Source organism: Wolbachia endosymbiont (group A) of Gymnosoma rotundatum (assembly GCF_947250765.1).
Classification (GTDB): domain Bacteria; phylum Pseudomonadota; class Alphaproteobacteria; order Rickettsiales; family Anaplasmataceae; genus Wolbachia; species Wolbachia pipientis.
Map to the genome: position 1 here is coordinate 17,282 of NZ_OX366347.1, position 23,873 is coordinate 41,154.

Annotated in this window: 17 protein-coding genes, 1 tRNA gene and 3 pseudogenes; 12 read left to right on the top strand and 9 right to left on the bottom strand. The window is 34.6% G+C overall.

Annotated elements, in window-relative coordinates; translation table 11 throughout:
- Positions 1-16: 16 nt before the first annotated feature.
- The gene (gene uvrA / locus OOK97_RS00060; RefSeq protein ID WP_264705313.1) at positions 17-2,812 is read left to right on the top strand and encodes an excinuclease ABC subunit UvrA; all 2,796 of its coding nucleotides are present in this window, start codon (positions 17-19) and stop codon (positions 2,810-2,812) included.
- 152 nt (positions 2,813-2,964) lie between these two features.
- Here uvrA and OOK97_RS00065 read toward each other — a convergent pair whose 3' ends face one another.
- Positions 2,965-4,311, bottom strand: a complete 1,347-nt coding sequence (locus OOK97_RS00065) for an IS110 family RNA-guided transposase (RefSeq protein ID WP_264705004.1) — start codon at positions 4,309-4,311, stop codon at positions 2,965-2,967.
- 270 nt (positions 4,312-4,581) lie between these two features.
- On the opposite strand from OOK97_RS00065, the pseudogene OOK97_RS00070 reads away from it, so the two are divergent.
- Positions 4,582-5,310, top strand: a pseudogene (locus tag OOK97_RS00070) (sugar nucleotide-binding protein); the annotation flags it as partial.
- 8 nt (positions 5,311-5,318) lie between these two features.
- Here the strand turns inward: OOK97_RS00070 and OOK97_RS00075 are convergent.
- Positions 5,319-5,392, bottom strand: a tRNA-Arg gene (locus tag OOK97_RS00075).
- Between the two features lie 845 nt (positions 5,393-6,237).
- Between OOK97_RS00075 and topA the strand changes: the two genes are divergently transcribed.
- Both topA and OOK97_RS00085 read left to right on the top strand, forming a co-directional pair.
- On the top strand, positions 6,238-8,688 hold the full coding sequence (gene topA, locus OOK97_RS00080) for a type I DNA topoisomerase (RefSeq protein ID WP_264705316.1): 2,451 nt from the start codon (positions 6,238-6,240) through the stop codon (positions 8,686-8,688).
- Between the two features lie 55 nt (positions 8,689-8,743).
- Positions 8,744-8,878: a hypothetical protein gene (locus tag OOK97_RS00085; protein ID WP_255407365.1), complete on the top strand. Its 135-nt coding sequence runs from the start codon at positions 8,744-8,746 to the stop codon at positions 8,876-8,878.
- Here OOK97_RS00085 and trhO read toward each other — a convergent pair.
- Positions 8,866-9,693 carry an oxygen-dependent tRNA uridine(34) hydroxylase TrhO gene (gene trhO, locus OOK97_RS00090; RefSeq protein ID WP_264705317.1) on the bottom strand — a complete coding sequence of 276 codons (828 nt, stop codon included), beginning with the start codon at positions 9,691-9,693 and terminating at the stop codon, positions 8,866-8,868. The two genes, OOK97_RS00085 and trhO, sit on opposite strands and share 13 nt — an antisense overlap.
- Positions 9,694-9,822: 129 nt before the next feature.
- On the opposite strand from trhO, the gene OOK97_RS00095 reads away from it, so the two are divergent.
- Entirely contained in the window at positions 9,823-11,421 is a 1,599-nt protein-coding gene (locus tag OOK97_RS00095) for an ABC transporter permease (RefSeq protein WP_264705318.1), read from the top strand.
- Between the two features lie 10 nt (positions 11,422-11,431).
- Here OOK97_RS00095 and OOK97_RS00100 read toward each other — a convergent pair whose 3' ends face one another.
- Together OOK97_RS00100 and apaG are read right to left on the bottom strand one after the other, a co-directional pair.
- Positions 11,432-12,325 carry an Rpn family recombination-promoting nuclease/putative transposase gene (locus tag OOK97_RS00100; RefSeq protein WP_264705319.1) on the bottom strand — a complete coding sequence of 298 codons (894 nt, stop codon included), beginning with the start codon at positions 12,323-12,325 and terminating at the stop codon, positions 11,432-11,434.
- Positions 12,326-12,505: 180 nt separating this feature from the next.
- Positions 12,506-12,907, bottom strand: coding sequence for a Co2+/Mg2+ efflux protein ApaG (gene apaG / locus OOK97_RS00105; RefSeq protein ID WP_007549064.1), 402 nt, complete (start codon positions 12,905-12,907; stop codon positions 12,506-12,508).
- A gap of 96 nt (positions 12,908-13,003) precedes the next feature.
- Between apaG and OOK97_RS00110 the strand changes: the two genes are divergently transcribed.
- Positions 13,004-14,068 carry a 5-(carboxyamino)imidazole ribonucleotide synthase gene (locus OOK97_RS00110; protein ID WP_264705320.1) on the top strand — a complete coding sequence of 355 codons (1,065 nt, stop codon included), beginning with the start codon at positions 13,004-13,006 and terminating at the stop codon, positions 14,066-14,068.
- An 826-nt stretch (positions 14,069-14,894) separates the two neighbouring features.
- On the opposite strand, the gene OOK97_RS00115 is transcribed toward OOK97_RS00110, so the two are convergent.
- Positions 14,895-16,088 (bottom strand): bifunctional 2-C-methyl-D-erythritol 4-phosphate cytidylyltransferase/2-C-methyl-D-erythritol 2,4-cyclodiphosphate synthase, encoded by a 1,194-nt coding sequence (locus OOK97_RS00115; protein WP_010963060.1) that lies wholly within the window; start codon positions 16,086-16,088, stop codon positions 14,895-14,897.
- A gap of 263 nt (positions 16,089-16,351) precedes the next feature.
- Between OOK97_RS00115 and OOK97_RS00120 the strand changes: the two genes are divergently transcribed.
- The 6 genes from OOK97_RS00120 to OOK97_RS00145 all read left to right on the top strand — a co-directional run bounded on the left by OOK97_RS00120 (position 16,352) and on the right by OOK97_RS00145 (position 21,966).
- The gene (locus OOK97_RS00120) at positions 16,352-17,416 is read left to right on the top strand and encodes an AI-2E family transporter (protein ID WP_182320516.1); all 1,065 of its coding nucleotides are present in this window, start codon (positions 16,352-16,354) and stop codon (positions 17,414-17,416) included.
- Between the two features lie 129 nt (positions 17,417-17,545).
- Positions 17,546-18,181 carry a DnaA ATPase domain-containing protein gene (locus OOK97_RS00125; protein ID WP_006280257.1) on the top strand — a complete coding sequence of 212 codons (636 nt, stop codon included), beginning with the start codon at positions 17,546-17,548 and terminating at the stop codon, positions 18,179-18,181.
- Between the two features lie 365 nt (positions 18,182-18,546).
- Complete coding sequence (locus OOK97_RS00130; protein WP_264705322.1) at positions 18,547-19,533, top strand: tyrosine recombinase; 987 nt, start codon at positions 18,547-18,549, stop codon at positions 19,531-19,533.
- Positions 19,534-19,588: 55 nt separating this feature from the next.
- Positions 19,589-20,314 carry a lysophospholipid acyltransferase family protein gene (locus OOK97_RS00135; RefSeq protein ID WP_010963063.1) on the top strand — a complete coding sequence of 242 codons (726 nt, stop codon included), beginning with the start codon at positions 19,589-19,591 and terminating at the stop codon, positions 20,312-20,314.
- 51 nt (positions 20,315-20,365) lie between these two features.
- The gene (gene rpsT / locus OOK97_RS00140) at positions 20,366-20,635 is read left to right on the top strand and encodes a 30S ribosomal protein S20 (RefSeq protein WP_264705324.1); all 270 of its coding nucleotides are present in this window, start codon (positions 20,366-20,368) and stop codon (positions 20,633-20,635) included.
- Positions 20,636-20,715: 80 nt separating this feature from the next.
- A complete protein-coding gene (locus OOK97_RS00145; RefSeq protein ID WP_015589409.1) occupies positions 20,716-21,966 on the top strand; it encodes a citrate synthase in 1,251 nt (416 codons plus the stop codon).
- Between the two features lie 16 nt (positions 21,967-21,982).
- Here the strand turns inward: OOK97_RS00145 and OOK97_RS00150 are convergent, their stop codons facing one another.
- The 3 genes and pseudogenes from OOK97_RS00150 to OOK97_RS00160 form a co-directional block, all read right to left on the bottom strand.
- On the bottom strand, positions 21,983-22,132 hold the full coding sequence (locus OOK97_RS00150; RefSeq protein WP_155975166.1) for a hypothetical protein: 150 nt from the start codon (positions 22,130-22,132) through the stop codon (positions 21,983-21,985).
- Between the two features lie 23 nt (positions 22,133-22,155).
- Positions 22,156-22,656: pseudogene (locus OOK97_RS00155) on the bottom strand (IS4-like element ISWosp8 family transposase); the annotation flags it as partial.
- A gap of 37 nt (positions 22,657-22,693) precedes the next feature.
- Positions 22,694-23,516 (bottom strand): annotated as a pseudogene (locus OOK97_RS00160) (IS5 family transposase).
- Positions 23,517-23,873: the final 357 nt, after the last annotated feature.

The window sequence follows — 23,873 nt, forward strand, 5'->3', positions numbered from 1 at the left end:
CGCTATATGGTATAATATGGACGATTTTATCAGAGTTAAGGGCGCAAGGGAACATAATCTGCAAGGTGTAGACGTCAATATACCGAAAAATAAGCTAGTTGTTATAACTGGGCTAAGTGGTTCTGGCAAGTCTAGCCTTGCATTTGATACGATTTATGCAGAAGGCCAACGCCGGTACGTTGAAAGCCTGTCAGCTTACGCGCGTCAATTTCTCAACATTCAGGATAAACCAGATGTTGAGTCGATTACAGGTCTCTCTCCTGCAATATCTATCAACCAGAAATCGATCTCAAAAAATCCAAGGTCAACAGTTGGAACTGTTACCGAAATTTACGATTACTTGCGCTTAGTATATGCACGAATAGGAGTTCCTTATTCACCTGCAACTGGATTACCAATAACAAAACAAACGGTGTCTCAAATTGTAGACACTATAATTGCGTTACCTTTAGAAACTAAGATATATATACTTGCCCCTGTTGTGCGTGGTAGAAAGGGAGAACATCTTAAAGAGATATTGGAAATTAAAAGACAAGGTTACGTAAGGTTCAAAATAGATGGTGAAGTGTACAATGTAGATGACTTGCCTAAACTCGATAAGAACAAGAAACACGACGTTTTTGTGGTTGCAGATAGAATATCAATATTGGGCGATATAGGAAATCGACTGCCAAGTAGTATAGAATCCGCACTAAAACTTGGTAATGGTCTAATGTATGTAGAAATAGTAAACCTACCTGACAACCATAATTCCGAGTATAAAAATGGTCAAATTCTAACTTTTTCAGAGAATTTTGCATGCCCCGAGTCTGGTTTCACTCTTGAGGAAATAGAACCAAGATTATTTTCTTTTAACAGCCCTTACGGTGCATGTGGTTCGTGTAATGGGCTTGGTAAAAAACTAAGTGTTGATATAAAGCTAATAGTACCGGATGAAACTCTTTCAATATCTGAGGGTGCTTTAAAGCCAGTGGGATCAATGTTCCGTCAAGTGCACACAGGTTATGGATTTCTAAAAAGTGCAATTCTATCACTGGCTGAAAACTACAAATTTAACCTTGATATTCCGTGGAAGAACATAGATCAAGAAGTAAAAGATATGATACTCTTTGGCTCTAATAAATTTCAAGGTTTGATCAGTATCTTGGAGAACCAGATGGATTATGATGAAACACTTGTTGAGCGATATTGCTCTGTCACTCACTGCAGAGAATGTACTGGCTATAGATTGAAAAAAGAAGCGCTTACAGTAAAAATTGATAGCAAACATATAGGTGAAATATCTAGGCTCAGCATCGATGAATCCCTTAAGTGGTTTGAAAATTTGCCAGACAAGCTCACAGAACAACAGAAGCAGATCTCAAGTAAAATATTAAATGAAATAATCAAGAGGCTAGCATTTTTAAAGAATGTAGGGTTGAATTACCTAACGCTTGATCGAGAATCTAGCACTCTCTCTGGCGGTGAGAGTCAGAGGATCAGACTTGCTTCACAAATTGGCTCTGGTTTAACAGGAGTGCTGTACGTGCTTGATGAACCCTCGATAGGCCTTCATCAATGCGATAATGATCGGTTAATTGCTACACTGAAAAACTTGAGAGACATGGGTAACACTGTAATCGTTGTTGAGCATGATGAAGATACAATAATGGCTGCTGATTATGCGATTGATATTGGTCCTGGAGCTGGCGTAAATGGTGGAAAAGTTGTTGCAGAAGGAACACCAGACCAGGTGCAAAGAAATTCGGGGAGCATAACAGGGCAATATTTGAGTGGAGAGAAAAAAATTTTAATTCCAAGGAGAAGAAAGCAAGCAACTCAGTTCATAAAAGTAATAAATGCATGTGAAAATAACTTAAAAAATGTGAACGTTAAATTTCCTATAGGGAATCTTATTTGTGTTACTGGAATATCAGGAGGGGGAAAATCAAGTTTAGTCATAGAAACGTTATATAAATATTCAGCACATAAGATACATCATTCGTCTGCAAGGTATGGTCAGTGTGATAGAATAGAAGGCCTTGAATATATAGATAAAGTTATAGAAGTTGATCAGTCGCCAATTGGTAGAACTCCTGCGTCAAATCCAGCAACATATGTTGGTATGTTCACTCATATAAGAAATTGGTTTGCAGGTCTTTCGGAGTCAAAAGCAAGGGGATATAATATAGGCCGGTTTTCATTTAATACCAGAGGGGGAAGGTGTGAGGCTTGTAAAGGTGATGGGCACTTAAAGATAGAGATGCATTTTCTACCGGACGTTTATGTGAAGTGTGAGCAGTGTAAAGGGCGAAGGTATAATCGGGAAACATTGGAAGTTACTTATAAAGAAAAATCAATCTCTGATGTCCTTGATATGACGATAGATCAAGCTTGTGATTTTTTTGAAAACCTTCCAATGGTAAAAGAAAAGTTGATTTCTTTGCAGGAAGTGGGGCTTGGCTATATAAAACTCGGACAGTCGTCAACAACACTGTCTGGGGGTGAAGCACAACGAATAAAGCTGTCCAAGGAGCTATCAAAACGATTTACCGGAAGAACATTGTATATTCTTGATGAGCCAACAACTGGATTACACTTTGAAGATATAAATAACTTACTAAAAATACTCCATAGATTAGTCGATCTGGGAAACACTGTTATAGTTATCGAGCACAATTTGCACGTTATAAAAACTGCAGATTATATAATAGACATCGGACCAGAGGGCGGAATAAAAGGCGGAGAAGTGATTGCTACTGGAACTCCAGAAGAAGTGGTAAAAATTCCAGAAAGTGTTACAGGCAGGTATCTTAAAACATATTTATTATAAACTATTTCTTAATCATTATTGACTATGTTGCATATTTATGATTTGGAGAGGGTAATGTCAGTATATCGATACTTTAGAAGGTACGTTGAATATGGAGTTGTACCTGCTAAGAAAGCAGAAGATAACACACTAGTTCCAGAAAATAGTTTCTCCTAAGAAACTCCCTCAATTAGCTCTTCCTGTTGCACCAAGATATAACCAAAAACCCGTGCCTTTTTGATCAAATTTTTCACGACTCTCTCTTTGTAACGTGTTTCGTAATAGTTCATTCCTTTTTCCACATACTCTTGTCCGTATCTCAACATTTGATAGAAGATACACGCTAATTTCCTTGCTGTAGCAGTAATTGCTTTTGGGGATCCCAGTTGCTTTTTTAATCTTCTATAATATGCACCCAATGCACTCTTACTTTTTCCCACGGCATAAGCAGCCATTCGAAATGCATTCGCAGCACGATTGATAACCTCACGAGTTCTTGTCCTAAATACTTTTTCCCCTGTAATCTTATTAGCAGGACTTAGCCCCAACCATGAAGTAAAATGCTTTTCTGATTGCCATTTACTGTAGTTAATACCAACTTCCGAAATAATAGCTTGTACAGTTAGTACATCAAATCCAGGAATTTTAGTAAAATCTATACCGGTTACTCGATACAATTCTTCACGCAAGGCAAAGTTTAGCTTATCTTTTCGATACTTACTTCTTTCCTTGCTTAACTCTCTACTCTCGTCAGATTTTGCTTCAAATGTCTTATAGTGGTTTTCAATATTTTTGTCACACTCTGCTATTTTTTCCTGATAAACATTGTATAGTTCAAATTCCTGCTGTAATGCAAATAAATGTTCCTCTCTGTAGTCACCTGTTAGTGCTTTGGCAATAGCCGATTTATCACTCTTTATTCGCACATCCCTTAATTCAGCTAATTTATTAGGATTTCTTTCACCTTCGATTATAGCCTTAATAATTTGCATTCCAGTGACACCTGTTATATGGCTTATTACTTTATGTAACTGAATATTCATTTGTACTAACGCCTTTTGCATCCTATTAATGTGTGTAGTCGCACTTTCTGTAAGATTTTTACGTTGCCGAACATAACTACGCAATATGCACATTTGATCATCTGGCCTAAACGATCCTTGGATTAACCCATAACTGTGTAGTTGTTGTAGCCATTGGCAATCCTGGACGTCTGATTTTCTCCCAGGTACATTTTTTACATGCCTTGCATTTGCCAGTTTTACTTCGAATCCATACGATTCAAGTACTTGGAACAAAGGAATCCAATATACTCCTGTTGACTCCATAGCTACTGTAGTAACTTTACACTTCTTTAACCACTTTGCTATATTGTGAAGATCTTCTGTGAAGCAGCTAAACTTTTGTACACGTTGTTCATCTCTTTCTTCAGGTATACATACATAATGCACAGATGAACCGATATCTATTCCTGCTGCGTTAGGATTCATTATCTCTAATTTACTTTTTGCTTTTTTCATGGTAGCTCCTATAATTTATAATAACGAAGCGCTTCAGCTTGGGAATGGTTAAGATTATACAATCTCCTAAACGAGGTAGTCATAAAATATGGCTCCATCAATGGTTCGAACGTTCCTCCCAAAACCATGCTATAAAACGGGCACTTATGGCACCAGTGAAACATTCGGTTATAACTGCAAAAGCACCTCCTGTACAATTGTACTTAAAAACTACTAAAACTTAAATTGGAGAGTTTCTTCCTGGTTTGACAGATTTTTCTGTTCGGTGCTATAAACTTAGTGGGAATATTATATGAAGCAAAAAAGCACGATTTTTACGCTGTTCACGTTAAAATAGCTGAAAGGATAGCAAAAGCTGCAAAAATGAAAAATGTACCTATGATGATACATTTTTCTGCTATGGGAATAGAAAATAGCAAGTTGTCAAAATATTCCAAAAGTAAATTGGAAGGTGAAAAAGCTGTAACTTCAGCATTTCAAAAAGCAATAATAATTAGGCCAAGCCTTGTATTTGGTAAAGAAGACAACTTCTTTAATAAATTTGCAAGATTAGCAACTATTCTTCCTTTCTTACCACTAATTGGCAATGGAACAACTAAATTTCAGCCAATATGTGTAACAGACTTAGCTGAAGTGGTATATCGTATTATCAGTTTTAATAAGCAAGACAAGAAAATTTATAACATGGGTGGACCAAAGGTTTACTTTTTCAAAAGCTTATTGAAGTTTATTCTGAATGTTACTAACAGAAAGTGTTTGTTGATCAATGTATCTTTTCCAATGGCAAAGTTAATAGCTTTCTTTTTAGAAAATAAAATTATTTCTATGCTGTTAAAACCAATAACCGGAGATACGAACCCTATGCTTACTCAAGATCAGGTGAAAGTTATGATGAATAGTTCAATCGAAAAGTCAGTTGACCTTGAAACAATGAAGGTTCGACCATTAGCAATTGAAAATGTGGTGCCAGAGTACTTGAAGATTTATAGAAAGTATTGATAAAAGAGTGTGCCCGGTGGGATTCGAACCTACGACCCACAGCTTAGAAGGCTGTTGCTCTATCCAGCTGAGCTACGGGCACACAACATATATAAAATGCTTCTTAGTACAAGTGAAGTCAAGTACTTCGTGTGAATATGATGTTTATCTTGCGACACCTTGTCATTGCAGTTGTGTGTCGCGCGCTGCCAAAATTGGATGCGAGAAGTCTATTTATTTTAGAAAATATTATATAGAAACTTACTTGACACCCTTCGCCAGCGCCCTTATCATGATAGTGAAGCTATTGTATTTGCTTTCGCCAATCTGCAGATTAAAAGGTAAGGATTACTTAATGTATCGGCGTCTTATGTTCAATTTTTTGCAGTATATAGATACTGTATGTCTTTACAAAACTTCATCTACATCTAGATTTTTATCTAAATAAGCTGAACGCGCTTATAAAGCGTTACAAGACATCAAAAAATGCCAATACTCGACAGAGATAGTAAAAGACTAGCTAACTCGGGGATTCTTTGTCTTTTTTTCTGCTTGGTAAATTTCTTAAACATTTGCAGCATAGGTTAGTTGCAATTAAAAGCAGCTAAATCTTGCTTGTCAAGCGTTTAAAACATAAAAAACGCCAATATTTTAAAGCGGATAATAACCACGGGGCTTCTTTTGCCTTTTTTTTTATTTGGTAAATTTCTTAATGTTTATGGCTAAGCAACAGCCGTCATCCCGCTGCTTGTTAGCGGGATCTCTTGTTAGCGGCTGAGATACCGCGAATGAATCGCGGTATGACGTAGGACTGCTGTCATTCCAGTGTCAGCTACTTTCATGACACCGTCTACTTTGTAAAATTCACAAGAACCATTAAAATATTTTTTTACTTTTCATTGTATATTTCTCAACATATTATCTTTAAGTACTAAAATAATTAACAATATGGCATTATTAATAGTTGAATCACCTGCGAAAGCAAAGACAATAGGTAAATATTTGAGTAAAGAGTTCAAAGTAGCTGCATCCTTTGGACATGTGAGAGATCTTCCAGCAAAAAACGGTTCTGTCGATCCGGATAATGATTTTGCTATAAAGTATGAAACCATTGAAAAAGCAGAAAAGTATATAAAAGAGTTAGTAAAAGCCGCAAGCAAAACATCAGATATATATCTTGCAACAGACCCAGACAGAGAAGGGGAAGCAATGGCTTGGCATGTGATAGAGACATTAAAAGAAAAGAAAGCAATCAGTAATGAAAACAACATTTATAGAGTAGTCTTTAATGAGATAACAAAAAGAGCAGTACAAGAAGCAATAAAAAATCCACGTGAAATTAATATGGATTTAGTGCGTGCACAACAAGCACGTAGAGCTTTGGATTATCTAGTTGGATTTAGCTTGTCACCACTGCTGTGGACAAAATTGTCGGGGAGCAAGTCTGCAGGGCGAGTGCAGTCTGTTGCATTAAAGATTATATGCGAACGAGAAGATGAAATTAGTAAGTTTATAACACAGGAGTATTGGAGCATAAAGGCAGAAATGCAAAATAGCAAAGATGAGGCTTTTTTTGCTATGCTAAGCCACTATGACAATAAAAAGCTAGAAAAATTTGATATTAAGAATGAAGAAGAAGCAAAGAACTTAGTCAGGGAGATTGAGTCAAGGCAATATGCTGTAAGCACAGTAGAACGCAAGCAAGTTAAGAGAAACCCGCTTCCTCCGTTTATTACTTCAAGTCTTCAGCAAGATGCAGTGAATAAACTGTATTTTAATGTGAAAAGTGTTATGCGCATAGCGCAAAATTTATATGAAGGTATCGATATTGGTGGTGAAACTGTAGGGTTGATAACTTACATGCGTACAGATGGGTTTCATATTGCAGATGAGGCTATAAACTCAATTAGAGGGTCAATTAAGTCATTATATGGTGATAAATATTTACCGCAGTCTCCTCGTAAATATGTAAAAAAGGTCAAAAATGCTCAAGAAGCACATGAAGCAATTCGTCCAACTGATATCAATAGAACGCCGGGTAGTATTAAGGATTACTTAACGCCAGAGCAATTTAAGTTGTACGATTTAATCTGGAAAAGAACCATTGCAAGTCAGATGGAATCAGCGATTCTTGATCAAGTGGTAGTTGAAATTAGTTCTACTGATCAAAAAGTAGTTCTGCGAGCAAGTGGATCGAGTATATTCTTTGATGGTTTTTATAGAGTCTACCAAGATAACATGGAAGCCGAAAATGAAGGTCTGCTACCTGCCATGAAGGAAGGGGAAGCGTGTAAGTTGATTTCAGTTGAGCCAAAACAGCATTTCACTCAACCGCCACCTCGTTATAGTGAAGCAAGTATCGTTAAAAAAATGGAAGAAATCGGTATAGGTCGACCATCAACTTATGCAACAATTATTTCGGTATTACAAGATCGTGAGTACGTTTCATTGGATAGCAAAAGGTTTATTCCAAGCAGTCGTGGTAAAATCGTTACTATATTTTTAGAAACTTTTTTTCAGCGTTGTGTAGAGTATGATTTCACAGCACAAATGGAAGAAAAGCTTGATTTAATTTCAAATGGACATGCAGATTGGAAAAAAGAATTAGGCCACTTTTGGGTGCCATTTTTTGGTCATGTAAACTCTGTCAAGCAAATGACGCATGATGAAGTTTTCAGCGGCATTCACGATTTGGTAATCGATTGGTTTTGTTCAGAAGAAGGAAAAAAAGAGGTGAATACGAAATGTCCTGCTTGCTTAGGTGGCATATTGAAATTGAACTTTGGAAAAGCCGGGGTGTTTCTTGGATGTTCTAACTATCCTGAATGCAACCATACAAAAGAAATTACGGGCAGTAACGACAATTCAGAATATCCAAAAAGTTTAGGTATAGATGATATAACAAACCAAGAAGTGATGATCAAAAAGGGTCCTTTTGGACTTTATCTGGAGTTTAATAACGAGTTAAAAAAGAAAAAAACGGTTTCCATACCAAAAGATATAAATGTTAATGAGATTGATCTGAGCACCGCTACTCAGTTACTTTCCTTGCCAAAAGTAATCGGAGAACACCCTGAAACCGGAAAGGAAGTAAAAATAGGCCTTGGACGATTTGGATACTATATTTTCTATGATGGTAAATACTTTTCTCTTAAGAAAAGCTCCAAAGAGGTGCTGAATACAGAATTGAGCGAAGCTATACAAATTATTGCAAACAGTCCACGCAAAGAGTTAAAATCTCTCGGGGTTAATGAAAAGGGAAAAGAAGTTTTTATCTGCAACGGTAGGTACGGATTCTATATAAAATGCGGTAAAACAAACGTTGCTTTGGGCAAGAGTGCAGATATTGAAAGCATAGATTTGAAGAAGGCTTTGGAGTTGATTAAGGGTAAGAAGTAGACTTCTTGCATAACCATTATCTACGTTAAAAATCAGCTTTTTGTCATTCCAGCGTGTGACGCTGGAATCTAGAAAAAAAGAACCTGGATGCCAGTGTCTGGGCACTGGCATGACACCCTTTCTGGTAGAGGTTGCTCTCAAATCACAACGTGCATACAACTGCAGCAGTATGATGTTTTATTTATTATAGCTATAACACTGAAGTTTACAATCAGAACAAACCACTTGGCCACGTGGAACTGATTTCAGTTTATCAGTTGAAACTTGATTTGAGCAGAATATGCATTTTATTGTGTTGCTTGGAGTAAGTGAGTTATCAACAGCAATTCTATCATCAAAAACAAAACATTCTCCTTTCCAATTACCATTTTTATTATAAGTTTTTTCAAGGTAAGAAAGAATGCCGCCTTTAAGATGGTAAACATCACTAAATCCAAGGCTTTTCATATATGCTGTAGATTTTTCGCATCTAATCCCACCAGTGCAGTACATAGCCACTTTCAGGTCTTTACTCTCAGAAAATGACTCTGTCCACTGAGGAAACTCACGGAAACATTGTGTGTGTGGATTAATTGCATTCTTAAACTTGCCTAATTTCACTTCATACTCGTTTCGTGTATCTATTACTAAAACGTCAGGTTGAGAAGTAAAATCATCCCAATGCTCTGGATCAACATATTTACCCTTAAGGGAAATATCAAGATTGCTTACACCAAGATTCACAATCTCTCTTTTTAATTTTACCTTCATCTTGCTAAATGGTTGATATTCTGCTGCACTCTCTTTCCATGTAAGGTCCCTTAGCCTATAATCAGAACGTAGAAAATCGAATATTTTATCAATTGCGTTTCTTTCACCAGATATTGTTGCATTAACACCCTCTTCTGCAAGGAGTATAGTGCCCTTTAACTCAACGTTGTTGCATGCAGCTTTTATTTCGTCTTTCATGTCATAATAATTAGAAAGTTCTACAAAATGATAGAAAGTTGCAATGACGAAGCTCATGGTTACTAATCTATAAACTTAAAGTATAATATATGAGATTATCAAGATATTCAATAGTACGGCTGTTAATTACTGGATATCTTCAGTTTTTACATATAACATTTTAATATAAAATATAGATTCAAATTAATGTTTTTAAGAGTATTTAAAAATATATTCTTATTTTTAGTAAGCATATTATTCGTCTGCCCAATATTATCATTAATATCAATCTTATTTACAGATACAGCAAATTCCGGATGGGTAATCAGCACACTTTTCCCTGAATATATACTGAATACGTTAATTTTGATGATAGGAGTGGGGGGAATATCCTTTATATTTGGAGTAATTCCAGCTTGGCTTACCACATTTTTTTCATTTCCTGGAAGTAAAATTTTTGAGATTGCTTTGTTCTTTCCAATATCGATTCCTGGATATATAGTAGCGTTCGTCTATGTAAATACACTAGAGTTTTCAGGTCCGGTGCAGAGCTCATTAAGAGACATTTTAGAGTGGAGCAAAGGTGACTATTGGTTTCCTGAAATAAAATCCCTAGGTGGTGGAATATTAGTAATGGGATTCAGCCTATATCCATACGTTTATATGTTAGTCCGCTCAAGTCTAAAGAATGTTAGTAACTCAGTCACTATTGCGTCAACACTTGGGTTCTCCTCATTGAAGAGCCTGTTTTCTGTCATCATACCCTCCATACGCCCATCAATTATAGCTGGGTTGTCTTTGGTACTAATGGAAGTAATTACAGATTTCGGCACACCACAGTTTCTTGCTATTGATACTTTTACGACAGGAATATATCGCACCTGGTTTTTACTGCATGACAAATATTCAACTACTGTTTTAGCAGTTGCAGAGTTGATTTTCGTTGCAACACTAATAGCTATCGAAAAAAAACTACAAAAAAAAGGAATATCCTACTCTTCAATCAATACCAATTCAGATTATCACAACAAACGGAGTATAAGTGGCGCTATACCGTTGATCTTTGCTTATCTTATGTGTGTATTGCCGATATTAATAGGTTTTATTTTGCCAATGATTCCGCTCATATATTGGAGCATAGAGAAGGGGTTTTTCATATACGAAGCAAGATTCTATAACATAATAGCAAATAGCATTAGTTTATCATTTATCACCGCATTAATCTCAATTAGCATTGCAATAATGATTGGATATACGGCGCGTAAAAATAAGGTAATCAACAATATAGCGCGTCTCATTTCTTTAGGCTACGCAATTCCAAATGCAATTATCGCAATTAGTATAATAATATTTTTAAGCAGAATATCCTCTTTCATTACTCAATATGTTGTGGAAATTAGCTTAGTAGGAACTATTGGCGCATTAGTTTACTCATATTTATTCCGTTTTTTTGCTATATCTTTCAAGGCGGTAGAGTCAGGGCTCAAAAAAACACCAAATGAAATTGAGTGGACTGCATATACCATGGGTCACGGACCTATTTCCACATGTTTGAATGTTCATATCCCTCTCATCAAGAAGAGTATATTATCGGGATTTTTGCTCGTATTTATGGATACTATCAAGGAGCTCACAGCAACACTCATTATAAGACCATTTAATTTTGAAACTATATCAACTAGAATATATGAACTTGTAAGCGATGAGCGCTATAGAGAAGCTGCCCCATTTTCGTTGATAATAGTTATAATAGGTTTAATCTCTACAATAACCTTATTTACACTTGATGATAAGGATAAAAAATAAACGTAACCGTTCACAGATTTCCACTTAATTCTTCAATCTCACTAATAGAAAGGCCAGTAAACTTAACAATAGTGTTGACATCAACATTATTAGCCAGCATTGCTTTTGCGACTTCAATTTTCCCTTCAATTTTCCCTTTCTCTATACCTTTTTGTATACCTTTCTCTTCAGCAAGATCAAGTCTGTATTCAAGAATAGCTTCTTCTTTGCGTAGATCCATTATTCTTTCTTCGTAAGCTACTAAATCTTTTTCGTTCCAACGAAACTTGTCTAATTCATCATATGCTAGCTTTATTATTGGTGCTTTTTCTGCTATCTCTTTTAAGTCCTCTTCTGTTGTTTCTTCTGCGTATTTAAAAAAGAAACACCACCTTTCTACTGTACTTTCTAGCTGCTCTACTTTACTTTTTGAAAATTTGGGCAATTCTATAAAGATAAATTGGAAGTCTTTTAAGTAATGGCCGTTGGTTCTTATATCACGTATATTATGAGTAGAGATATAATCAACTTCTTCAGGAAGTAAGTTACAATTTGATATAGCAATAAAGAAGACTTTCTTTAAATCAATGTAGTTGCCAGATTTATCTAATTGTCTTGAGTAGGCTTTAGCGGCATATAATTGAGCGCGTTTTTCGAAGCCCTTGTCTCTAGCGAGCTGCATTTCTGCTATATATCTATTTCCGTGAGAATCCTTGCAGAGAACATCAACAATACTTTGTTTATCAGAGGCAACTTCGGGATCCATAATAGTGCTAAGAAACTCAACTTCTTGTATTGCATTTATCTCAGTAAACCCTAAAATATCGTTCAAAAAGTGGATCAGGATATTCTTATTTTTTTCCGTTCCAAAGATTTTTTTTAATGTTAGGTCCAATTTTGGATCGAGAAACTTAGAAAAAGCCATAAGAAATCCACTTAGAAAGCATTAATAATTATACACACAATTATTCAACCATATTTTTGAAGATAGCTAGTTTCTGTATTTATTTTAAATTGAAGAAAGCTCAAATGAAAGATCGTGTTTTGCTAAAAATCACAGAATGCAGTCTAATAGTGAGCAGTTACAAACAAACTATTTTGATAGTTAATGGGGTCTAGTTTTGATGTATGGACTATCCAAAGAAAAGGGTGGTATCATAACTTCAAAAACTTTTATGCTTTCTTCATTCAGAAATTCATACTTACCCTGCATTATTCCTGACGGTACATTTAAGTATGTTCCACTTGTGTATTTAAATACCTCTCCAGATTTTATCACAGGCTGTTCTCCGATAACACCAACTCCGGCAATTTCATTTACTTTGCCCTTATAATCTATTATTTGCCAATGACGACTTAACAATTGAATAGTTGATTGGCTTTTGTTTTTTATCTTAACGTTATACATCCATACATAGCAATTTTCATAAGGAATGGATTGCTCTTCAATATAAATTGGTAAAACTGTAACTTCAACAAAGTTGGTAGTTAGTGTGTATTCTATCATTATAAAATATTCATGATAAGAAAATAGTATTTTAATTATATACTTTTTTCATAGATTTTTCAAGTATACTTTAATTAGGAAATATCAATTTATAGTATGAATGAACCAGATGCGCTGAGCAAAAAAGTAATAGGAATAATAGGTGGTGGACAATTAGGTAAAATGACTGCTATCGCTGCAACAAAACTTGGACAAAAAACACATGTTTTTGCCAGTGCTAAAGACGATCCGGCTTGCTCTGTTGCTGATGATTTCACAATAGCAGATTTCTCTGATAAGAAAGCGCTTGAATCTTTTGCACAGAGTGTGGATTTGGTCACTATTGAGTCTGAAAATATTCCATGTAGTGCAATTGATATCGATGTAAATTTTTATCCGGGTAAAAAAGCGTTACACATTTCGCAGAACAGACTGAGAGAAAAGGATTTTATTAAAAACTTGGGTATAAAAACTGCTAACTATAAGAGTATACAAAATTATAATGAGCTACTGAAAAGCAGTAGAGCTTTTGGCTATCCAATAAGGCTGAAAACAACAGAAATGGGTTACGATGGAAAAGGACAATATGTGCTTGAGAATGATTCTGAAGTGAAGCAATTTGCTTCCTTTGATTGGAATACAGAGTACATTCTTGAAGCAAGTGTTGATTTACTGAAAGAGGTTTCAATAGTCGTTGCAAGAGATAAAAACTGTAAAGTAGCTTTTTTTCCTATAGCAGAAAATTACCACGTTGATGGAATACTTGATACTTCAACAGTGCCAGCTAAAATAGATAGCAAATTAACTCAAGAGGTACAACGAGCTGCAAAGAAAATAGCAAATGCGCTTGATGTAATAGGAATTCTGGCTATTGAATTTTTTGTTACTAAAGATAACGAATTGTTAGTTAATGAACTAGCTCCCAGACCTCACAATTCTTGCCACTGGAGCTTGGATGCATGTAACGTTAGTCAATTTGAACAGCTAGTTAGGATAATATGCGGGCTACCTATGCAGGAAGTAGTATTATGCTTTCCTTGTATGACGAAAAATATAATAGGTAATGATATATATGATTCTCATAAGTATTTGAGCAACGAAAAAGCTAGTTTAACCATATATGGGAAAAAAGAGGTTAGGGATAAGCGTAAAATGGGACATGTCAATATAGATTTAAGTTAACAGTTTTTCTACGTCATACCGCCACAACTGTACGAACATTGTGATATGATGAGATGTTACATAGTAAACGGTGTCATTCTAGCACCTCTTTTCCCGTCATCCCGCTGCTTGTTAGCGGGATCTCATTTCACTTTGTGAAGGTGTCATCCGAGTAGCCTGACTACTTGGATCCAGGAATTTTATTAAGTTGGTAAGCATAAAAGTGGCTGATCTTATGTTAAAACACAACGTTCTTGATGAGATTACAGCAAGGCTGGGTTCCAGCGTCAGCTACTTGAATGACAGCAGTCCTACGTCATGCCGCCGCGGTATCTCTAGATCCCGCTAACAAGTAGCGGGATGACGATTGTCGTTTAGCCATAAATATTAAGAAATTTACCAAATGAAAAAAAAGGCAAAAGAAGCCCCATGGTTGGCTAATTACTTACATTATACTTTCAAGTATGGCGTTTTTTTATTCTAAACGCTTAATAACCGCGATTTAGTTGCTTTTAAGCCGCAACTAATCTAAATTATAAACATTAAGAAATTTACTAAACAGAAAAAAAGGCAAAAGAAACCCTAGGGTAGCTAGTTATTCACTATCCATTTTTTAAGTTGGCGTTTTTTTATGTTTTAAATGCTTTATAAGCGCATTTTAGCTTATATTAGGTAAAAACCTAGAAGTTTTATAAAGACATAAGGTGCACATAGTGCAAAAAATTAAACATGGGACACCAGATACGTGAGTTTTTTTGTCATTTAATCTGTACAGAGAAGATAAATAAATAGCTTCAGTTTCATGATAAGGGGGCTGGCGAAGGATGTCAAGTAAGTTTTTTCGTTTCTATTTCCAATAAAAGTTTGTATGCAATAACACAGAAGCATGCACTGCTATTCCTTCATTTCTTCCAATATAACCTAATTTCTCTGCAGTGGTTGCTTTGATATTTACAAATTCATCATCAATTTCTAATGCTTTTGATATGAATTTCTTCATTTCTACTTTGTAAGGCGATATTTTAGGCTCTTCACAAACTATAGTAATATCTAAATTAGACACGCTGTACCCTTTTTCTTTTGCTTTTTTAGCAGCAAAGTCAAGAAAGTGAGATGAATTGCAATCTTTCCATTCAGAGGAACTAGGAGGAAAGTGCTCTCCTATGTCGCCACATCCCAGTGCTCCGAGTATTGCATCAACGATTGCATGTATTGCAACATCACCATCAGAGTGCGCTTCTATTGCCATGTTGTGTTCAATTTTCACACCGCAAATTTTTATAAAGCTTTCAGCACCATTTTGAACTTTAATGAACTTATGTATATCATAACCGGCTCCGACACGAAATTTTGGCTCTTCAAAAAGAAGCTTTGCCATATTGATATCCTCTTTTGTGGTTAACTTAAAATTGCTTTTCTCACCTTTAATAATCGCAACATGTTTTTTGTGCTCTACCATTAGTGATGAATCGTCAGTAAATTCTTTGACTGATTGATGGCATGATAATAATTCTTTGAAATTAAAAATTTGAGGGGTTTGTATGGCTCTGAGCTTTCCTCTTGAAATCGTAGATTCAATAAAACTATTACTCACCAATGACATAGTGTCTTCAACTTCTATTGCTGGAACTACTCCTGTATATTGATCATTAATCATAGATTCAACCAAGTTATCTATCAGAACATCTGACACAAAAGGCCTACAAGCATCGTGTATAACTACAAAATCTGGGTTAATTTTTTGTAAGCTTTCAAGCCCTAGTTTAACTGAACTTTGCCTGTTTTCTCCTCCGTATACAGGGCTTAGTAATTTAGTGTCTGTAATTAGTGATATAGCTTTCTCATAGAAACTTTCATGGTCTCTATTAATTGCTATTCTTATGTAATCTATATATTGGTTAGCCAGAAATCTTTTAATTGTATGAAATAAAACAGATTTACCTGCCAGTTTTATATATTGCTTAGGAATCGTAGAATTGCATCTACTGCCTACTCCCGCTGCAACTATTAATGCTGCTATTTTGTATTTCTTAGCGCACATATTTCTTTTTGTAGAAGCTTTCCTCTCTATCCAAGATTCTTTCCGAAAAATAAAATTTCTGACATCATATAAAAGTTACTTCCCCTATTAACTAGCATAATTATAATAGCAAAAGAGATATTTAGAGAGCTCAAAATCTATCTTTGCCTGCGGATTAAACAACTAAATTTTAGTAAAAAACGATAGTATTACAAATCGTAAAATACTTTCAACATAGGAAAAATAAATTGCATATTTTTCAGTAAATTAGCTATGCTAAACACATGCAAAAACGTCATATAACTATTTGTTTCATACTGCTTTTTATAATAGGGATGTTATTCCTGATGCGTACTATGATTTTTCCATGTTTAATATCTATTATTATTGCATATTTGTTTAATCCGCTAGTAATTAAGTTTGAAAAGTATAGAATACCACGTTCATGTTCTGTAATTTTTATAATACTTGTTTTATTAATAGCTTTTATACTAGTCATAACATTTGTTTTACCTATTATATATGTTCAAATTACTTCAATATTAAATTTCTTAGTGAGTAAAGTGCCTTCATTAGAGCTTAAAGTAATCCCCTCTGTATTAGAATTTCTTAATATAAAAATCGAGGATAGCTTATTTGATCACTTATCTAAAAATCTAGCAGAAAATTACAGCAACTATGTATCTTATTTCATGAATGCTCTTGATATTGCTAGTAACTTTATAATCCAAGTGTTAAGTTCAAGCTTTAACACGGTATCATTAATGGTGATTACTCCTGTAGTGTTTTTCTATATATTACGTGATTGGCCTTTAATTATAGAAAAAGCTAATAAATTAATCCCTATTCCTTACAGGGGAAAAATTGCAGATTATTTTTTCAAAGTGGATTTCATTATATCTAATTATCTAAAGGGGCAGGTAAATGTATGTATTGTCATGATGATCTTTTACTCTGTAAGCCTGAGCATAATCGGATTGAAACACTCTATTGTTATTGGAATTTTATCAGGAATGTTAACGTTCATACCTTACGTAGGGCCATTATTATATACCATTATTGGGTTTTTGAGCGCTATCACTCAATTTAGTGGATGGTTTGAAAGTGCTGCTGTTTTGCTATTATTTGGTGTTGGGCAATTAATAGATTCAAACATATTAGTTCCTTTATTAATAGGAAAAAAAGTTCATATACATCCAACTGTAATTATTCTGGGAATTACTATATGCGCTTCATATTTTGGATTTACAGGTATATTACTTTTTATTCCAATAATAGCAATGTTCAATGTATCAGTAGAATATGCAATCAATAAATATTTTAAAAGTGAGCTTTATAAAAACGGCTAACAGACCTTTTGCATAATCAATTTATGGTAAGAGGAGAAATGAGCCCAGAATACCTGACACATTTGAGGAGCGTAAGTAAATTTCTGCGCAAAAATTACTACCAGAAAGAGGTTACGTAAGAGGTTCAACGTGCAATTAAATTTATTTAACAACAATCAAGCTGATTATAGCCGGCAAAATTACATCATCTTAGATGAAAATAAGCACGTATATAATTCGGTAGTTAATGATTTATCTTGGAAATGTCTGATTCTTTTTGGACCTAAAAGCTCCGGTAAAACTCATCTTGCTCATATTTGGCAATCAATAAACGATGCAATCTTTATCAATGTGAATAACTTCGTAAGCGAGATTAGGTATAGCGATGCTTTTATTTTAGAAGACGTACAAAACATTAAAGATGAAGCAATGTTATTACATTGTTACAATTACATGAAAGAAAACGACAAGAGGCTGCTAATCACTTCTTCAATTTCACCAAAAAAGCTTAACTTCAAACTAAGAGATTTAAGTTCTCGAATATTATCAACTATCAGCGTAAAAATTTTGCCTGCAAGCGAGGAATTATTAAGAATTATGCTAATAAAACGATTTTCAGATAAACAGTTAAAAATTGATTTAAAAGTGATTAATTATATTTTAGCAAGAATAGAACGTTCTTTCTATAGCATTGATAAAATTATAGAAAAGATAGATAATGAATCTATAGGGTCAAATGTGACCGTTCCTTTTATTAGCACTTTATTAAAAAAAGATGCCATTTGATTTCTTCTTTTGTAAAGGTGTATATTAAAAATTTATTAACACCCATAACACTAACGTAATTGGAATCTCTATCTGTCCATGTTAGAATTATAATCAATGTTATGTTATAATAAATATAGATAGATACAGCTAAGAAGTATTCTATATTTATAGTAGAGCTCACTTTATAAGGTGTTTTTTATAGATTTAACGTTATAATTTAACTATGATAAGAGTAAGATTAAATTTAAGAAAAAGGTTAAAGCAAAAGTTTGTGATGTTCACTCTATTGATAAATGCTTTATTTGTCTCATATTTTCTCATAAGAAACACAGGGAACACTTCTAATCAAATTATAGCCAAAGAAATAAATATAGGAACTGATAATGAAAAATAAACAGTCGCAAAATAAAAAAGAAAATCTTTACATAACATATTACATAGATGCTTTAGCTTCAGAGAGGTCCGCTGCACAAAATACTCTGGAAAGTTATCGTTCGGATTTACACCAGTTTGAAGAATTTTTATTGGAAAGCGGCACTACCTTGGTTGGTGTAAACAAAACCAATATTAAAGATTATGTGAAATCTTTATGTACACAAAAAAAATATAAAAGTAGCTCTATATCAAGAAAAATATCCGCTATGAAAAATTTTTACAAGTGTCTATTTAATGACGGAATAATAGATTTTAATCCAGCGCCGGCTAATGATGCTGAATTAAAGAATCCAAAAGTTTCTCGTCCTTTGCCTAAGTATTTAAGTGTCGAAGAAATATTTTTGCTAATGGACACAGTGAGAAAATCAGCAAGCGAATCGAATAAAGAGATAAGCAGTAAAAGGCTATGTGCGATTTTAGATATCCTTTACTCTTCTGGAATGCGTGTTTCTGAACTAATTAGTATGAAATTATGTGAAGTGTCACATTTAATAAACAGTAATAACAAAGAATGCTATATAATAATAAAAGGAAAAAGTGGTAGAGAGAGGCAAATTCTTTTTAATGAACAAGCATTGCAGAGCCTTAGAAATTATTTATCAGTTCGTGATAATCTGATCTCTAAAGAAAAGGAATCCGATTGGCTATTCCCAGGTGATAAACCTAATAAACCAATTACAAGGCAGAGGGTCGGTCAATTAATGAAGGAGTTGGCAAGAAAATGCAATATTGATGAAAATAAGATCTCTCCACACGTGATTAGGCATTCTTTTGCTACCCATCTACTAAATAGCGGAGCAAATATTGTGTTGATACAGAAAGTTCTTGGCCATACTAACCTTTCTACAACACAAATATATACTCATATTACTAACGAAAAGTTAAAGGACAAATTAGCTGATTCGCATCCTATTACTCAGATGATCAATAATTAAATTTATTGTTTTTAATTTGTAATAAAGTTAAATTTAAATAAATTTATGTGAGTTTGTGATTTCAAGTTTATTGTTTAATTTCTTTCTTATATTATGGGAGGTATTCTATACTTTCATTACTCTCCCTGTAATTTTCTTTTCTGAGTGTGTAATAACCATTTTCCTCGTCTGTTCGGTGAGAGTTGTATTATTCATGCTGCGTTTATTATGTGGCATTAAATATGAAGTGAGGGGAATGGAAAACATCCCTAAGCAACCTTTTATCATTGCATCTAAACACCAATCTCCATTTGAAACATTTATTTTTATACTACTATTTAGAAAAGCGGTTTTTATTTTAAAACGTGAATTGAAATGGATTCCATTCATTGGTTTGCATCTTATAGCGCTGAAAATGATTTTTATTAACCGTTCAGATGGTATCAGTTCTATACGCCATATAATCAAACTAGCAAAAATGCGTATAAAAGAAAATAGAAGCATAATAATATTTCCTGAAGGTACAAGAACAACTATAAACCAAAATATAAAATATCAACCAGGTATTGCTGCTTTATATAGCGTATTATCTGTTCCTGTGTTACCGGTTGCTTTAAACACTGGTTTGTTTTGGCCAAAAAGCATACTTTCTCTGAGAAAGAATCCCGGAAAGGCAGTAATAGAAATATTGCCCCCAATATATCCTGGGTTAAACAAAAATGAATTCTTGCAAAGTTTAGAAAAAATTATTGAAGAGAGAAGCAGTAGATTAACCATAGGAAAAACTGATATTGCAAATTAACAAAAAAACTTTATAATTAAAAGAAAAGTACAGTATTTTAGGTATTAATATATGGCAAATCATAAGAGTGCTAAAAAAATGATAAAGGTAATAGCAAAGCGCACTTTAATAAATAAGATGCGGAAAAGTAAAACTCGCACCTCTATTAGAAAATTGGTTGATATAATCAAGTCTGGCGACAAAGAAAATGTTTTTCTGGCATTTCGGAATGCTGAATCTAATTTACACAAGTGTGTGAATAAAGGTGTTATTCATAGGAATACTGCTGCGCGTAAAATAAGTCGCTTAAATGCAAAAGTAAAAGCATTGATGACCGCTTAATACGGTTAATGTAAAGTTAACTGTATTAATATATACTCCTCAGTTTGTATATTCTGTATAAAATTTAAGTAGCTTAAGTGATGGATAAAAAAGTGCTATTAGAACTAAGTAATGGATTAAAAATCGAGCTACCTGTATTAAGCGGAACAACAGGTCCTGATGTGTTAAATATCAAGGATTTATATAAGATGACAGGATTATTCACTTACGATCCAGGGTTTGTTTCTACAGCTTCATGCTCTTCTACAATTACATTCATTGATGGAGATGAAGGAGTTCTTAAATATAGGGGACATAATATAGCTGATTTGGCAGAGAATAATAATTTTACTGCTGTGATTTATTTATTGCTCTATGGTGAATTACCCAGTTCAGAGCAACACAAAAAATTTCTTCTCAAAATACAAGAATCATCCAAAGTATCAGAGCAAGTTACAAATGTAATTAAAGCATTTCCAAAAACTGCTCACCCTATGTCAATCTTAGTTGCATGTTTTGCAAGTTTGTCAGCATCTTATCATGAAAAGCATGGCAACAATGTCAATGGTGAAGACCTAGATTTTGGAATTTCTGCAATAGCGCAAGTTTCCACAATTATTGCAATGATTTATAGGCATATCAACAATCAGGAATTCATAAATGCTAACAATGAATTAAGTTACAGTGAAAATTTCTTAAAGATGATATTTGGCGATGCTGTTGATAATGATAAAAGCGCCCTTTTTGCAAAAGCTCTGGATAAAATATTTACTCTCCATGCTGATCATGAACAGAATGCTTCTACGGCGGCTGTCAGATTGGTGGGATCGGCTGGTTCTAATCTGTTTGCAAGCCTCTCTGCAGGAGTTGCTACACTTTGGGGACCAGCACATGGTGGAGCTAATGAGGCAGTTATAAATATGCTAAAAGAGATAGAGCAAAGTGGAGATATAGATAAATTCATCGAAAAAGCTAAAGATGATAAAGATCCATTTAAATTGATGGGATTTGGACATCGTGTTTATAAAAATTATGATCCGCGCGCGCGTATATTGAAAGGCGCTTGCCATGAGGTTCTAAGTAAACTAGAACAAAATAATGAACTGCTTAAAATTGCAAAAAAACTTGAAGAAATAGCTTTAAAGGATGAATATTTTATCGTGCGTAAGTTATATCCAAATGTTGATTTTTACTCAGGTATAATAATGAATGCTATTGATATCCCCTCAAATATGTTCACGCCTATTTTTGCACTTGCAAGAACCACTGGTTGGGTTACTCAGTGGTATGAAATGATAAATGATAAAGAAACTAAGATCTGTAGACCAAGGCAACTCTATTTTGGTAAATAAATTTATTTTCACTTCATTAGACTTCTTGCATAACCCAAACTAAGTAGAAAAAAGGTGTCATCCGAGTAGCTGACACTGGTTCCTTTACGACGGAAGTGTCCAGAGGTGTCATTCCAGTCTGGAATCCAGAAAAAAGGATGGTGTCATTCCGTATCCGTTCAGCCAATGGCGTCAACTTAAGAACTTTCATTAGCAAACTCTCCTAAAGACATGATGGCGTTTAGGCTTATCTACTTTATTGCAGCTGTCCCGGTCGGATTTTAACTTTAGCGCGTATACTTAAAAAGGGCTTGAAAGTTTTTTGGCGCAATAAGTACCTGATAGAGTTTCTGCCTCATTACACCAAATAAAACTGAAAAATTTAAACGATACTCAGTAATTTGATCTGGGTTCCAAGGCCCTTGTGCATCACACATATGAAGCGATAATATATTGCACATGACCAAGTTTGCCCAAAATTCTTGTAATACAGCCTCTCCAGAAAAATTCTCTAACTCTGCTCCTACTTTGAGTCGTTTATAGCACTCCTCTATGTGTCACCTTAACACATAAGCTTTGCTCCAAAGTCTCGGTCAAAAACTCTGTTTCTCAGTTGGCTAATGTCAGCACTATAACTCTTACTTTCTGTCCTTTCATTTTATTTTTTAGCTTTTCATTTTCTAATATAAAATCAAAATCTAATGCGCCAGCGTTCCCATAGCTTAGAGGTTGTCCACAAACCAGTAAATCAAGCATATTCCCTACTTAACATAACTTTACTCATAGCCAGATATATGAAACTTTCAGTAGATGTTGTAAGTAAATCGTACTCCTTTGATAGCCTTCTATTTCTATTGATCCAAGCAAAAGTCCTCTCTACCACCCACCTTCTCGGCTGTACTGAAAATCCAGGATCCCGTTGTGGCAATAGTTCTAGTGGTGTATCTTTATGCACCCAAAACCTACATGGAGGCCTTTTGACAATTTCAATATCTATCCCATATTCTCTCTTTACGTAATCCTTTAAATCTTTTCCTTGGTATCCCATATCAGCCCACATTTTCTTAATATTGCTGTATTTTTCCTTCATATTGTCCAATGCCATCTTCACCCCATCTCTGTCATTTTCGCTTGCAGCTCCTACATAGCAACCAAGCACAAATCCTTGAGTATCTGTGATTATATGTCTTTTTCTCCCCTTTACCTTTTTCGCACCATCATAACCTTTGACCCCCCTTTTTCCGTGGTTTTTACCGATTGACTGTCCACTATGCATGCGCTCGGCTTCCCATTTTTGACCTACTATATTTAGTGATATCATAGTTCATTTTCTCAAAAATTCCCTGCTTTTTCCATCTTCTAAACTGTTCATGCACAGCCTTCCACGGCGGAAAATCGTGTGGTAAATAGCGCCATTGACATCCTGTGCGCAGTATATAAAGAATTGCATTTACTATCTCACACTTACTGTATTTTGGTGGCCTTCCTCCTTTCTTGTACGATACTCTGAAGTGTTTTTCTATTCTTGCCCATTCCCTTTTACTTAAATCTGTTGGATATTTTTTCCTCATCTCTTACCTCAATATTCTTTCTTTATATACTACGTATTCCTTGGTTTGTGGACAACCTCTAAGTATAAAAGTAGCCGTTTTATGTTAAAATACAACGTTTTGATGATTATGAAAAGGCTGGATCCCAGTGTCTGGGCACTGGGATGACAAGGTATAAACCTTATCGTCATGCCGCCGCAGACCGTCATACCGCGCGATTCATTCGCGGTATCTCTTAGCATAGATCCCGCTAACGAGTAGCGGGATGACGATTGTCGGTGAACCTAAGTTACTTTAGCCATAAATATTCAAGAAATTTACCAAATGAAAAAAAAGGCAAAAGAAGCCCCGGTTACTATCTATTTTCAGTATTGGCGT

Coding starts and splice junctions, on each gene's coding strand:
- uvrA (WP_264705313.1), top strand. CDS start 17: ATGGACGATTTTATCAGAGTTAAGGGCGCAAGGGAACATAATCTGCAA.
- OOK97_RS00065 (WP_264705004.1), bottom strand. CDS start 4,311: ATGAAAAAAGCAAAAAGTAAATTAGAGATAATGAATCCTAACGCAGCA.
- topA (WP_264705316.1), top strand. CDS start 6,238: ATGGCATTATTAATAGTTGAATCACCTGCGAAAGCAAAGACAATAGGT.
- trhO (WP_264705317.1), bottom strand. CDS start 9,693: ATGAGCTTCGTCATTGCAACTTTCTATCATTTTGTAGAACTTTCTAAT.
- OOK97_RS00095 (WP_264705318.1), top strand. CDS start 9,823: ATGTTTTTAAGAGTATTTAAAAATATATTCTTATTTTTAGTAAGCATA.
- OOK97_RS00100 (WP_264705319.1), bottom strand. CDS start 12,325: ATGGCTTTTTCTAAGTTTCTCGATCCAAAATTGGACCTAACATTAAAA.
- apaG (WP_007549064.1), bottom strand. CDS start 12,907: ATGATAGAATACACACTAACTACCAACTTTGTTGAAGTTACAGTTTTA.
- OOK97_RS00110 (WP_264705320.1), top strand. CDS start 13,004: ATGAATGAACCAGATGCGCTGAGCAAAAAAGTAATAGGAATAATAGGT.
- OOK97_RS00115 (WP_010963060.1), bottom strand. CDS start 16,088: ATGTGCGCTAAGAAATACAAAATAGCAGCATTAATAGTTGCAGCGGGA.
- OOK97_RS00120 (WP_182320516.1), top strand. CDS start 16,352: ATGCAAAAACGTCATATAACTATTTGTTTCATACTGCTTTTTATAATA.
- OOK97_RS00130 (WP_264705322.1), top strand. CDS start 18,547: ATGAAAAATAAACAGTCGCAAAATAAAAAAGAAAATCTTTACATAACA.
- rpsT (WP_264705324.1), top strand. CDS start 20,366: ATGGCAAATCATAAGAGTGCTAAAAAAATGATAAAGGTAATAGCAAAG.
- OOK97_RS00145 (WP_015589409.1), top strand. CDS start 20,716: ATGGATAAAAAAGTGCTATTAGAACTAAGTAATGGATTAAAAATCGAG.